We start from the raw sequence: 13,393 nt of genomic DNA, 5'->3' as shown, positions 1-13,393 counted from the left end.
TAACCTGCCTTAGTGTTTTTCCAGCCACGCGCCGTAGAACGACGGACGACCCACAGCTTCAAAATTCACGCCTTTCAGCCAAGGCGCACCGGCAAACACCTGCGGTTCTTCAAAGATCGGAATCACATAGGCCTGATCGAGCAGATAGCGCTGCGCATCGCCGGTCACTGCCAGACGCTTCGCCGGATCGACTTCCGAGGAGATAGCCAGTAACAGCGTGTTGAGTTTGTCGTCGCGGAAGTTCTGCACCTTGTCGCTGGAGCCGCCTTTCTGCAGCAGCGCATCGCGGTTGGTTGGATAGAACTGGCTCTTCACCACGTCAGGATCGGCGCGGCCCACTTCGGATACCACTAGCGGGGTTTTTAGCGGATCGAGGTTATCCAGCACGCGGCTGCCGGCATCACCGGCTTTCACCGCCAGCGCAACGCCAACCTGACGCCACTGTTGTGCCACCAGCTGCAGCACCTCTTTGTTTTGCGGCTGCGGCAGCGATTCATAAATGGTCAGCGCCAGTTTCTTGCCATCCTTCTCGCGGATGCCGTCGCTGCCCGGTTTCCAGCCCGCTTCATCCAGCAGTTTTTTCGACAACGCCGGATCGAATTTCAGCTTGTCGGCCAGATTGACGTAACCGGCCGCCGAAGTGGCGATCACCGAGGTAGCCTGCGGATAGTTTGGTGAGAACAGGGTTTGCACCACTTGCTGCGCGTTGGTGGCGTGCAGCAGCGCCTGACGTACTTTCACATCACTGACCAGCGGGTTATCCGGGCGGAAGCTGATGCTGTCGTTGACGCCACGCGTGGGTGCAGCGTAAATCGGGAAGTTCTGTTGCTGCGCCTGCTTTTCGTCATAGGCTTGCACCTGACGAATAAAGTCGGCCTGACCCGCCAGCAGCGCGCCGATGCGCACGCTGTCTTCCGGCGTGACGATGAATTTAATGCCGTCGAGATTGGCTGGACCTTGCTGGGCGAGATTTTTCGGGCCCCATTGGTAATCTTTGCGCGCGGTTAAATCGACTTCGCGCCCGAGTTTTTCATCGCTGACCACAAATGGACCGGAACCGATAATATGACGCGCATCGCCGAGTTGATCGAAGCTACGTTGCAGCGTGCTGAGAGAAACCAGGCCCGAGCCAATCGTTGCGGTGCCCTGTAAAAAACCGGGAGACGGTTTTTTGAAATAGAATTTCACCGTCTGAGGATCAATAACTTCACTGCGGTCGTAATTGTTGATCACTTCGGAAACCGGCAGGCGCTGGGCTTTATTTCCCAGACCGTAAGTATCAAAGTTTTTGGCTACCGCATTGGCATCTAAGGGCGTGCCATCGGAGAAGGTGACGCCGGGACGAATTTTAAAGGTATATTCGGTTTTATCCGCGTTGCTGCTCCAGCTTTCGGCAATCCAGGGTTCAACTTGTAATGTTTTTGGATTCTGCCACGTCAGTTTATCGGTGATTTGATTCAGAATTCCGCCATTGGGATAAAAGCCACCGGCGGGGGGATAAAGGTTGGTATGCGCCTGTTGTTCGAGATAAACCAGCGTGCCGCCTTTAACCGGCGTGTCTGCCGCGTGGGCGCTAAAAATCCCTGAGAGCAGGGCCAAACTCAACGCCTGCAAGTGAAAATGCTTAGTCATGGTGTTTCCCTTTTTTATCAATAGCCCGACGGGCGGTTTTCATCATTGAATGCCGCACACGGGAGTTGAACCAAGGAATTGCACTAAGCTTTGCTAAAAAAAATAAATAGGCGTGCTGGTCATACGATGGGTTGCCATAAATGGCGTAATGCTTATTAGCTAAGCCAGCGGCGATGGCGCTGACCGGTGCCACTTTTGGTCCTGCGGTCCTCGCGCCGCTAGCGCGGTACCTTCACTTCGCTTGTCTGCCTGACGGAGCGGCGGAGACGGGACGTCCTTGTCCCGGCTCAGCCTTTCGCCCGCGTCCTGCGGGCTCTCCTGGCTTCCTCGCTTCGTTCAGCGCTGTGGATTGCCGGCCCAAAAGCGGCCCCGGCCTGCTCCAAACCTTCAGTGCGTGTTGTTGAAAAGGGCACATTTGCCAGAGGCGCTGGCGCGTCTGCTGCGGCAAAAGGGCTATCCGCAGCGCTGAGGCTTTTACGTTGGGCCAGGAGCCTCACGCATGGATGCGTGAGGCAATTCGGGGCCGGCCAGGATGGCCGATCCCCGAATGGTCCGTCGGCACAATGTGAGAGCCGAAGGTACCGCGCTAGCGGCGCGAGGACGGCCCGTGACGCAGTAGATGTGTCAGAGCCCGCAGCAGAATTAAAGCACTGATTTGACCGGTTGTTACATCACGCCCATTAAACGCGGTAGCCAAAGCGATATCGCCGGAATATAGGTAATCAGCATCAGCACAATAAACAACATGCCATAGAACGGCATCATGGCGCTGACCACTTGCTCAATCTTCTGCTTGCTCACTGCGCTGGCGACAAATAATACCGTGCCAACCGGTGGCGTAATTAAACCGATGCCGAGGTTGGTTAGCATGATCATGCCGAAATGCACCGGATCGACGCCCAGCGCGGTGGCTACCGGTAACAGTACCGGGGTCAGAATCAGGATCAGCGGCGCCATATCCATTAACGTTCCCACCACCAGCAACAGCAGGTTGATACACATCAAAATCACATACTTGTTGCTGGAGAATTGGGTAAAGGCTTCGGTAATGATGGTCGGTAATTGCATAAAGGTCATCACCGCACCGAAACCGGCAGCGAAGGCGATCAACACCATCACAATGGTTACCGTTTTGATGGTGCGGAATACCAGAATATGCAATTGCGTCCATTTGAAATCACGGTAAATAAACATGGTGACAAAGAACGCCCAGATGCAGGCGATGGCCGCCGATTCTGAGGCAGTGAAAACGCCCGAAAGAATCCCGCCGAGAATGATGAAGATGGTGAACAGTCCCCAAAACGCATCGAAGAAGATTTTCACCGCCTGCTTATAAGGGATGCGTTCGCCTTTTGGATATCCGCGTTTACGTGCAAAGCCAAGGCACATGACCATCAAACAGAAACCCAGCAGCAGGCCAGGAATAATCCCGGCGACAAACAGCGAAGAGATGGTGACAACGCCGCCGGTGGCGAGCGAATAAATCACCGAGTTATGGCTGGGCGGGGTTAAAACTGCCTGAACCGAGCCGCTGGCGGTCACCGCCGCAGCGAAATCACGTGGATAACCTTTCTCCTCCATCTGCGGAATCATCACCGACCCAATCGAGGCGGTATCCGCTACCGAAGATCCCGAAATCGCGCCAAAGAAGGTTGAGGCGACGATATTCACCAGCGACAAACCACCGCGAATAAAGCCAACGAAAATATAGGCGAAGTTAACCAACCGTCGCGCAATGCCGCCTTCCGCCATAATCGCGCCAGCCAAAATAAAGAAGGGAATGGTCAGCAGCGAAAACTTATTGATGCCGTTGGTAATCTGAATTACCACCGCTTCCAGCGGTAAGTCGATCCACCATGCGCCAATAAACGCGCTTAATCCAACGGCGAATGCCACGGGAAAACCCACCAGCAGCAACACCACCAAACTGCCTATCAAAATCAGTGCGTCCATTTTCTTCTCCGCTTAGTGGGTGCCGCCAAGAGTCACGATGGCGCGTTGGCTTTGATCGCCATTAACCAATCGCTCAATCACAAACAACAGCGTAAAGATCGCGCCAACCGGAATCGGCAAATACATTTCGCCGTAGGTCACCACCGGCAATGAGGCCAGCGTTTGCACCCACATCGCTTCGCACAGGTTGTAACTGGCGCGGAAAATCACCAGACAGGTGATGATCATCAGCGCATCAGACAACTTCAGCAGCCAGCGCTGATTGGCGGGCGAGAGCCGGTCGGTCATCATCGACACGCAAATATGCGTGCCGGCGCGGAACCCGACTGGCGCACCAATAAAGGTAAAGATGATCATGCAAATGATGGCGACCGGTTCGGGCCAGGATAACGCGTCGTTCAGCACATAGCGTGAGAAAATCCCGATGGGAATCACCGTCACCATGATTAACAAGGCAACGGCGGCAATCGCCATGCACAGCAAATAAAGCCCATCCATCAGACGAGAATATGCAGTCATAATGTTTACCTGATTAAAACGCCACGCAGGCACGTGGCGTGGGGAGGATTACTTCACATCAGCAATTTGTTTCATCAAATCCTGATAGTTGCCGCCAAACTGATCGCGCACCGGCTGCGTGGCTTTCATGAAGGTTTCACGATCGGTTTGCTGGAAGGTCACGCCACCGGCTTTCATCTTCTCGATGGATTGCTGGGTATAGGCTGCCCAAAGCTGGCGTTCTTCCTCCTGCGCCTCTTTGCCTAATTTCTTCAGCAACGCCTGGTCATCCGCTGAGAGACGATTCCACAACGGTTTGGAGTAGAGAATCATTTCAGGCTGAATAAAGTGCCCGCTCAGCGTGTAGTACTTGGCAACGGGCATATAGTTGTGGGCGACAAAAGTTGGCGGGTTGTTTTCAGTGCCATCCACCACGCCGGTTTGCATGGCGCTAAACACTTCGCTCACGCCCATCGCGACCGGATTCGCCCCCATCGCTTTCAAGGTCGCCAGCGAGATCGCACTGTTTTGCACGCGGATTTTCATGCCCTTGAGATCTTCGGGTTTGGCGATCGGCTTTTTGGTGATCATGTTGCGCACGCCGGCATCGGTCCAGCCGAGGAAAATCATGCGGGCGTTGGGATCGTTATCGAATTTCTCGACGATATTTTTTCCGATATCACCATCCAGCACCTTGTGCATATGGTCCTCATCGCGAAAAACATACGGCAAGGTTAATACGCTGGTTTCTGGCGCGATGCTGGTGACTGGTGCCAGCGACACGCGAATCATATCAATCGCGCCCAGTTGTACCTGCTGCAGGGTTTGGTCTTCATCACCCAATACGCCACCGGCGTAAACCTTCATCTCTAACCGCCCGTCAGTGGCTTTTTTCAGTTTCTCGCCCATGTGTTCAAGTGCCACCACGGTGGGATAACCCGCTGGTTGTACTTCGGCTACTTTGATGACTTTAGCGGACGCCACAGCAGGGCAAAACGCTGCCGCAGAGGATAACGAAACGACCAGAAGTAATTTTTTAAACGTCATGCTTTTTCTCCAGCTAAGGGGGAGGCAGGAAGGTGCGGCGCATTGATTTTGTCGAGAGGTGCCGCGTGGTGCCAGCATAGAGAAAATAGTGGCTGGAAAAATAAGGGAATGGCGATTGGATGAATTGCGTCACATTTTGAAACGATGTTTTAATAATTTTATATTGAATATCACATTTTCAAAACATCACCACAACAATCCCTATTCAGCGGGGATAATTGTGTGTTTTCAAAGGAGTTTACACCAAACGGACCAATCTATCTCCCTGATATGCATAAAGTAAATATAGATACGACAATATCATGTTTTACGAACCCGCCTTCTGCGCCACACACTACTCGCCATATTCATGACGATAAGGATAAGGCGCATGTCATACCGACTGAGTTTGCTGGATAAATCGCCGATTGCTGATGGAGAGACAGCCAGCCACGCGCTACACCGTACTTTACAGCTGGCGCAGCAGGCGGAAAGCTGGGGTTATCACCGCTTCTGGTTGGCGGAACACCACAACAGCGATCGTCTGGCGAGCCCGTCGCCGGAACTGCTGATCGCCTGGATCATCGGCCAGACACAACACATTCGCGTCGGCTCCGGCGGTGTGATGCTGCAACATTACAGCCCGTACAAAGTGGCGGAAAACTTCAACCTGCTGGCGTCATTAGCGCCGGGACGCATTGACGTCGGCGTCGGCAAAGCGCCAGGCGGCTTGCCGCTCTCGACGCGTGCGCTGCAGCTGGGCGTACATCTGCAGGAGAAAGGCAGCTTCGCCGAACAGTTGACGCTGCTCGATAGCTGGCTGCACGTGCCGCCGGTGGGCGACGAAGAAATTCTGCGCGCCACGCCGCAGCCGCCGCGTCCGGCCAATCGTTTCCTGCTGGGTGCCAGCGAAGAGAGCGCCAAACTGGCGGCGGAACTCGGCTGGCAGCTGGTGTTCGCTGCGCATCACAACGGCGATCCGCAATTAATGGAAAAAGTCCTTAACAGCTATCGCCAGCACAGCAACGGCCAGCGCGCGCTGGTGGCGGTACAAGTGGTGGTGGCAGATTCTCCGGCAGAAGCCGATCTGCTGGTGGATAACCTGCGCGTGTATCACGTCAGCGTGAAAGATGGCCCAAGCGTGAATGTCGGCAGCGTCGAGCAGGCCGAACGCTACGTGCGTCAGGGCGGTTACAGCGATTACGTGATTGAACCGCGCACGCCGTCGCTGCTGAAAGGCACCGCCGCGCAGGTGCATGCCAAGTTGGATGCGCTGCATCAGCATTTCGGCATTGAAGAGTTTGTGATTGATACGCCGGTGGCTGAAGAGCAGGCGCGCGTGAAATCACTTGAACTGCTGGCCACTCACCGTTTAGTCACGGCTTGATTTGCTGCTTACGGAGGCAGGTATGACGCAATTTAGCGAACATCAGCTGATTGACTGGCGACGTGAGCTGCACAGCTGGCCGGAGTTATCCGGTCGCGAAGTCGAAACCACCGCACGCCTGCGTCGCTGGTTACAGGACGCCGGTTTGCGTCTGCTGGATTATCCGCTGGAAACCGGCGTGATCGTGGAAGTGGGGCGCGGCGACACGCTGATTGCGCTGCGCGCCGATATCGATGCGCTACCGATTCACGAAGCCACCGGACTGGCATACCGTTCGCGCAACAGCGGCGTGATGCACGCCTGCGGTCATGACGTACACAGCGCGGTGATGCTGGGCGCAGCTTTGCAGTTGAAAGCCGTTGAAGATCAATTGCCGGGCCGCATTCGTATTCTGTTCCAACCGGCGGAAGAGAACGCCACTGGCGCACGCCAGTTGATCAATGCGGGCGTTTTGGACGGGGTGCAGGCGATTTTCGGCATGCACAATGAACCCGGTTTGCCGACCGGCACCTTCGCCACACGCGGCGGCGCGTTTTACGCCAATGCGGATAAATTTATCGTGCGCGTTTCCGGTAAAGGGGCGCACGCCGCGCATCCGGAAGAGGGCGTGGACAGCATTATGGTCGCCAGCCAGATCATTCAGGCGCTGCAATCGCTGACCAGCCGCAGCTTTAATACGCTGGACAGCTTAGTGCTCAGCGTGACGCGCATCGACGCTGGAAAAACCTGGAACGTGCTGCCCGGCGAGGCCGAATTTGGCGGTACGGTGCGCACCCATGACAAACAGGTGCGCGCCGAGCTGGAACAGCGCGCCCGCACGCTGGTCGAGAACATCGCCGCCGCCAACGGTGCCAGCGCCACTTTTAGCTGGCATCCCGGTCCGCCGGTGCTGGAAAACGATGCGCGTTGGGCGCAGTTTGCCAGCAACGTGGCGCAGCAGGCGGGTTACCGCGTGCAGACCGCTGAGCTGCACCTCGGCGGCGAAGATTTCGCTTACTACTTACAGCAGATCCCCGGCGCGTTTGTCAGCATTGGCAGCGCGAGCGAATTTGGTCTGCATCATGGCGGCTTCAATCCCGATGAAGCGCTGATTGCCCCCGCTGCACACTACTTTGCGCAACTGGCTCAGCAAGCGTTGCAGCACCTCAATGCGCGATGTCGTGACGCCATTCTGAACTAGCTCGATTCACTGATTTCATTTCGATTCTGTACGGCGACACGATGTCGCCGTCAGGCTGCGCTTTGGCAAAAGAGAGAACATTATGACTGCAAGACAACTGCGATTGGGCACCATTCTGCATGGCGCATCCGGCAATATGTCCGCGTGGCGTCATCCGGCGGCGCTGGCGGATGCCAGCATCAATTTTGATTACGCCAAACACATTGCACGCAAGGCGGAAGCGGGCAAGCTGGATTTCCTGTTTGTTGCCGATGGCCTGTTCATCAACGAAAAATCGATTCCTCACTTCCTCAATCGCTTCGAACCGCTGACCTTGCTGTCGGCGCTGGCGGGCGTCACCGAACATCTCGGTTTGGTTGGCACGGTTTCCACTTCGTACAGCGAGCCGTTCACCGTGGCGCGTCAGTTTGCCAGCCTCGATCATCTGAGCGGCGGTCGTGCGGGCTGGAACGTCGTGACCTCGCCGCTGGAAGGATCGGCCAAAAACTTCTCGCGCCAGCAGCATCCGGAACACGCGCTGCGCTACCGCATCGCTGATGAGTATCTGCAAGTGGTGAAAGGGCTGTGGGATTCGTGGGAAGGCGACGCTTTTGTGCGTAATAAGGAGAGCGGCCAGTTCTTTGATCCCGAAAAGCTGCACACGCTGAATCACCACGGCGATTTTTTCCAGGTGCAAGGACCGCTGAATATCGAACGCACGCCACAAGGACGTCCGGTGGTGTTCCAGGCGGGCGCATCGGAAGATGGCCGCCAGCTGGCCGCTAAACATGCTGACGCCATCTTCACCCACCAGCCGACGCGCGAAGAAGCGCAGGCATTCTACCGCGATGTGAAAAAACAGCTGGTGGCGAATGGCCGCGAGCCGGAAGATCTGCACATTTTCCAGGGCGTTGGCGTGATTGTGGGCGACAGTGCGGAAGATGTGGAGCAGCAGTATCAAACCACCGCCGCGTTGGTTTCCATCAAAGATGCGCTCAACTATCTCGGTCGCTTCTTTGATCATCACGACTTTTCACAATATCCGCTCGATGAGCCGTTCCCGGCACTCGGCGATATCGGGCAAAACAGCTTCCGCAGCACCACCGACGAAATCAAACGCAAGGCGCGCGAGCATGGCCACACGCTGCGTCAGGCGGCGCTGGAAGCCGCCACGCCGCGTCCGCTGTTTCACGGCACGCCAGAGCAGGTGGCCGAGGGTTTGCAGCTGTGGTTTGAGAGCGAAGCGACCGATGGTTTCATCATTCAGGGCGGCACGCCAGATACCTTCGAACGCTTTGTCGATCGCGTGGTACCGATTCTGCAAGCGCGCGGGTTAACCCGCAGTGAATATCCCGGCACCACGCTGCGCGCCAGCTTTGGTTTGAAAGATCCGGTTAATCAATACACACAAAAATAAAACACGAGAATAAACGCTATGCAGAAAAAATCCCTTATCGCGCTGCTGTTGCTGGGCATGAGCAGCGCCGTATTCGCCGAAGATGTGGCGGTGAACGGTCAGAACGTCAGTGTTGAGGCCAATAAAACGCCGATCAATACCGCGAAGAATGCTGCTGCCGTGGCGCAGATACCGGCTGGACATCGCTTCGCGGTGCCGGGTTCGTTCACCGTGGCGGTGGCCGCGCTGAATTCGCCGCCATTAACCGTATTCAGTGATGACAACAAAACCCTGCTCGGCAGCGAAGTGGATATCGCCCGCTTAGTCGCCGACAGCCTGGGTTTAAAACTCAACGTGGTGCCCACCTCGTGGGAAGACTGGCCGCTGGGCGTGGCATCGGGCAAATACGATGCGGCCATCAGTAACGTGACCGTCACCAAAGAGCGCAAAGAGCGCTTCGATTTCGCCACCTATCGCAAAGATTCACTCGGCTTTTACGTCAAATCCAGCAGCCCGATCAAGGCGATCACTAAAGCGGAAGATATCGCCGGACTGCGCATTATCGTCGGCTCTGGCACCAATCAGGAATCGATCCTGCTGGCGTGGGATAAAGCCAATCAGGCCAAAGGATTGAAGCCGTTTACGCCGGTGTATACCAAAGATGATGCGGCACAAACGCTGGCGCTGCAGTCCGGTCGCGCCGATGCCTTTTTCGGTCCGAACGTGATTGGCGCATGGAAAGCGGCGCTAACTAAGCAAACGCGTTTGGTTGGCAGCGTTGATGGTGGCTGGCCGAAAGCGGCGCATATCGCGGTGACGGTGAAGAAAAATGGCGGCCTGGTGCAGCCGATCAACACCGCGCTGAATGGCGTGATCAAAAACGGCGATTACGACAAGGTGCTGAAGCGTTGGGGTGAAGGCGTTGAGCGTATCGACAGTTCAGAGATCAATCCGGCCGGATTGGGCGATTAAGGAGGCCGCATGAGCGAGCAACTGTTCCGCGAAGTGTCACCGGAAGCGCCTGAGCTGCAGCCGATTTTGACCGGACTGTTTGGTGAATACGCCGCGCGTTACGGCGCGTTCTTCACCAGCCAAAAAGAGGTTGAGCTGACCGAATGGTATTTGCCGCCGCGCGGGCTGTTTATCGTGCTGGAGCGGGACGGCGAGATCATCGCGATGGGCGCGTATAAACCGTATGACGCGGTGACCACCGAGTTTAAACGCATCTGGACGCGCAGCGATCTGCGTCGTCAGGGATTGGCGCTGCTGATTCTGCAGGAACTGGAGCGCCGCGCGCTGCGTGCGGGCTACCAGCGCGTGTTTCTCACCACCGGTTTCCGCCAGCCGGAAGCGGTGAAGTTGTATATCGGCCACGGTTATCAGCCGCAGTTTGAGCTGCTGGAGGATATGGAAGTCTACAGCCAGCCGCCACACGATGGACGCTTGCGCTTCCTGAAAGTGATTGATGTGCATAGCGTGGCGCAGGCCAGCTAAGGAGTTGCCATGAGTAATGAACCACAACGTTTAACCGTGGTGCCGGCGCGTTATCCGGCACGTACCGTCGGCGCGATTGTCGCGCTGTTTATTCTGGCCAGCGTGATTGATTCTGTTGCCTTTAATCCGCGCTGGGAATGGGGCGTGTTCGCTAAATGGTTTTTTGATCCGGTGATCCTCAGCGGTTTGGGGCAAACGCTGCTGCTGACGCTGTTTGGCACCCTCCTCAGCCTGATTTTTGGCGGCTTGCTGGCGCTGGCGCGCCTCTCGTCATCCTGGCTGCTCAGCACGCTGGCGTTCGGCTATATCTGGCTGTTCCGCTCGCTGCCGCTGATTGTGGTACTGATCATCCTCTACAACTTCTCGTATTTGTACGACACGCTGTCGCTCGGCATTCCGTTTACCGCGCTGTCGTGGGGCCACTTCCAGACCATCAACGTGCTCGGCCAGTTCCCGGCGGCAGTGATTGGTTTGACGCTGGTGCAGAGCGCCTATAGCGCCGAAATCATTCGAGGCGGCTTTTTGGGTGTCGATCACGGGCAGTTTGAAGCAGCATCGGCGTTGGGATTATCCTCCACGCGCCGCACCTTCCGCATCATTCTGCCGCAGGCGCTGCGCGCGATTATTCCCACCACCTTTAATGAAATCATCAGCCTCGCCAAAGGCACCTCAATGGTGTACGTGCTGGCGATGCCGGAACTGTTTTACACCATCCAGATGATCTACAACCGCACGCAGCAGGTGATTCCGCTGCTGATGGTCGGCGCGGCCTGGTATCTGATTATCACCACCGTCTTGTCACTGCTGCAGCACAGCGTTGAGCGCTGGCTGGCGCGCAGTGTCACCCGTGAACCGCAGCCGTCGCGCTGGCGTCAATGGCGTAACCGCAGCGCCAAACCTGCTACCGAGGAGCTTTCCCATGTCCGAAGCCATTGATTACCGCAATCTGCATAGCGCTGGCGCCATCAGCATCACCGGCGTGAGCAAGTCGTTCGGCAAACTGAAAGCGCTGGATGATGTGTCGCTGGAGCTGGAACCGGGATCGGTGACGGTGATTCTCGGGCCATCCGGTTCGGGTAAATCGACGCTGCTGCGCGCCATTAACCATCTGGAGCGCGTCGATGAAGGCTATATCCAGATCGATGGCGACTACATTGGTTATCAGCGTCGCGGCGATAAGCTGTATGAGCTGAAAGAGCAGGCGATTCTGCGTCAGCGCATCAACGTTGGCTACGTGTTCCAGAACTTCAATCTGTTCCCGCATCTGACGGTGCTGGATAACCTGATTGAAGCGCCGATTGCGCATCGTCAGCTGTCACGCCGTGAAGCGATCGATCGCGCCGGTGAATTGCTGGATGTGGTGGGTTTACGCCATAAAGCCGATGCCTGGCCGCGCCATTTGTCGGGCGGCCAGCAGCAGCGTATCGCCATTGCGCGAGCCTTGATGCTTAACCCACGTGTGATGCTGTTTGATGAACCGACGTCGGCGCTCGATCCCGAACTGGTGGGCGAAGTACTGGATGTGATTAAAAAGCTGGCGCGTTCCGGCACCACGCTGGTGATTGTCACGCACGAAGTCGGTTTTGCGCGTGAAGTGGCGGATAACGTGGTGTTTATGGTCGATGGCCGCATTGTCGAGCAGGGCAGCAGCCATCAGGTATTGAATCAGCCGCGCCACGAGCGCACCAAACGTTTTCTGGCGCGGGTACTTTAATGGAACGCGTGATGATTACGGCGTTGCTGACAGTGATGTTAGGCGCGCCAGCCATCGCAGCAGAAACGCTGGATGCCAAAAACAACGAAACGCCAATTAACATTGCGGCGAATCCACAGGCTATCGCGAAAATTCCGGCGGGTTTTCACTTTGTTAATCCGGGTTATCTGACCGTTGCCACCACGTCGATGAATTCGCCGCCCATCGGGTTGTGGGCGTCGGATAATAAAACGCTGATTGGCAGCGATCCGGATATTGCACGTCTGCTGGCGGATAGTTTGGGCTTAAAACTGAAACTGGTGCCAGCCGCCTGGGAAGATTGGCCGCTGGGCATCACCGCCGGACGTTACGACGTGGCGATGTTCAATATTGCCGTTACCGAAGAGCGTAAAAAGAAGTTCGATTTCGCTACCTATCGCGCGGATAACCATGCATTTGCGGTGAAAACCAACAGCGCAATCACCGCGATTAAAGGCCGCGAAGATGTGGCGGGTAAGCGCATTATTGTTGGATCAGGCACCAATCAGGAGCGGATTTTACTCAGCTGGGATGAGAAGAACCGCGCGCAGGGCTTAGCGCCGGTGCAGCCGATCTATCTCAACGATGATGCGGCAGCCACGCTGGCACTGCTTTCCGGGCGTGCCGATGCCTCGTTTGGCCCGCAGGCGATGGCAGCATGGAAAGTCGCTTCGCGCGGGCAAACCAAAATCGTCGGCCACGGACCTTTTCGTGCGTGGGTGGCGGTGACCACTAAAAAAGGCAATGGATTGGATGTGGCGCTGCAGCAGGCGATCAACGGTGCGATTGCCAGCGGCGAATATAAACAAGTGTTGGCACGCTGGGGCGAACAGGAAGAGGCGGTGGAAACCTCGCAGGTCAATCCGCCGGGGATTGTTTATCAGTGATTTTCTAATCCGCTAAATTTTGCGAGAAAGCTCACGATGTAAAAGTTGTGAGCTTTTTTTATTTCATTGGGTTTTAGGTTGGCTCATATTTAATTTTCTGTTGTTTAGTATGTAATCTGCTGATTAAAAAATATTTTCCGTAAAACATCGTTTTATTATTCGAATCGCTAATGTTTTAAAAGCATTTCAATGTCAGGATGTTCGCGTTTATGTTTGGTTGACGTTCATT

The 13,393-nt window shown here is 55.8% G+C and carries 13 protein-coding genes; 8 read left to right on the top strand and 5 right to left on the bottom strand.

Going from position 1 to position 13,393, the window contains the following annotated elements:
* Nucleotides 1-9: 9 nt before the first annotated feature.
* The 5 genes from NQH49_RS21725 to NQH49_RS21705 form a co-directional block, all read right to left on the bottom strand.
* The gene (locus NQH49_RS21725) at nt 10-1,632 is read right to left on the bottom strand and encodes a TIGR04028 family ABC transporter substrate-binding protein (RefSeq protein WP_256698803.1); all 1,623 of its coding nucleotides are present in this window, start codon (nt 1,630-1,632) and stop codon (nt 10-12) included.
* The gene (locus NQH49_RS21720) at nt 1,625-1,825 is read right to left on the bottom strand and encodes a hypothetical protein (RefSeq protein ID WP_256698802.1); all 201 of its coding nucleotides are present in this window, start codon (nt 1,823-1,825) and stop codon (nt 1,625-1,627) included. Before NQH49_RS21720 ends, NQH49_RS21725 begins: the two co-directional genes overlap by 8 nt.
* Nucleotides 1,826-2,298: 473 nt before the next feature.
* Complete coding sequence (locus NQH49_RS21715; RefSeq protein ID WP_256698801.1) at nt 2,299-3,585, bottom strand: TRAP transporter large permease; 1,287 nt, start codon at nt 3,583-3,585, stop codon at nt 2,299-2,301.
* Nucleotides 3,586-3,597: 12 nt separating this feature from the next.
* Entirely contained in the window at nt 3,598-4,104 is a 507-nt protein-coding gene (locus NQH49_RS21710; RefSeq protein ID WP_256698800.1) for a TRAP transporter small permease, read from the bottom strand.
* Nucleotides 4,105-4,152: 48 nt separating this feature from the next.
* Nucleotides 4,153-5,130, bottom strand: coding sequence for a TRAP transporter substrate-binding protein (locus NQH49_RS21705; RefSeq protein WP_256698799.1), 978 nt, complete (start codon nt 5,128-5,130; stop codon nt 4,153-4,155).
* A 370-nt stretch (nt 5,131-5,500) separates the two neighbouring features.
* Here NQH49_RS21705 and NQH49_RS21700 point away from each other — a divergent pair, with 370 nt between their 5' ends.
* The 8 genes from NQH49_RS21700 (at nt 5,501) to NQH49_RS21665 (ending at nt 13,164) form a co-directional block, all read left to right on the top strand.
* On the top strand, nt 5,501-6,496 hold the full coding sequence (locus tag NQH49_RS21700) for an MsnO8 family LLM class oxidoreductase (protein WP_256698798.1): 996 nt from the start codon (nt 5,501-5,503) through the stop codon (nt 6,494-6,496).
* A 22-nt stretch (nt 6,497-6,518) separates the two neighbouring features.
* Nucleotides 6,519-7,676 (top strand): amidohydrolase, encoded by a 1,158-nt coding sequence (locus tag NQH49_RS21695; protein ID WP_256698797.1) that lies wholly within the window; start codon nt 6,519-6,521, stop codon nt 7,674-7,676.
* Nucleotides 7,677-7,758: 82 nt separating this feature from the next.
* Nucleotides 7,759-9,072, top strand: a complete 1,314-nt coding sequence (locus NQH49_RS21690; RefSeq protein WP_256698796.1) for an LLM class flavin-dependent oxidoreductase — start codon at nt 7,759-7,761, stop codon at nt 9,070-9,072.
* 18 nt (nt 9,073-9,090) lie between these two features.
* On the top strand, nt 9,091-10,023 hold the full coding sequence (locus tag NQH49_RS21685; RefSeq protein WP_256698795.1) for an ABC transporter substrate-binding protein: 933 nt from the start codon (nt 9,091-9,093) through the stop codon (nt 10,021-10,023).
* Between the two features lie 9 nt (nt 10,024-10,032).
* Entirely contained in the window at nt 10,033-10,545 is a 513-nt protein-coding gene (locus tag NQH49_RS21680) for a GNAT family N-acetyltransferase (RefSeq protein WP_256698794.1), read from the top strand.
* Between the two features lie 9 nt (nt 10,546-10,554).
* The gene (locus tag NQH49_RS21675) at nt 10,555-11,481 is read left to right on the top strand and encodes an amino acid ABC transporter permease (RefSeq protein ID WP_256698793.1); all 927 of its coding nucleotides are present in this window, start codon (nt 10,555-10,557) and stop codon (nt 11,479-11,481) included.
* On the top strand, nt 11,465-12,259 hold the full coding sequence (locus tag NQH49_RS21670; RefSeq protein ID WP_256698792.1) for an amino acid ABC transporter ATP-binding protein: 795 nt from the start codon (nt 11,465-11,467) through the stop codon (nt 12,257-12,259). Before NQH49_RS21675 ends, NQH49_RS21670 begins: the two co-directional genes overlap by 17 nt.
* Complete coding sequence (locus NQH49_RS21665; RefSeq protein ID WP_256698791.1) at nt 12,259-13,164, top strand: ABC transporter substrate-binding protein; 906 nt, start codon at nt 12,259-12,261, stop codon at nt 13,162-13,164. The genes NQH49_RS21670 and NQH49_RS21665 overlap by 1 nt, the downstream gene beginning before the upstream one ends.
* The last annotated feature ends 229 nt before the right edge of the window (nt 13,165-13,393 follow it).

The sequence above is a fragment of the Pantoea trifolii genome, assembly GCF_024506435.1.
Classification (GTDB): Bacteria; Pseudomonadota; Gammaproteobacteria; order Enterobacterales; family Enterobacteriaceae; genus Pantoea; species Pantoea trifolii.
The sequence above is the reverse complement of the archived record's forward strand: the minus strand, read 5'-3'. Positions and strand labels throughout refer to the sequence as shown.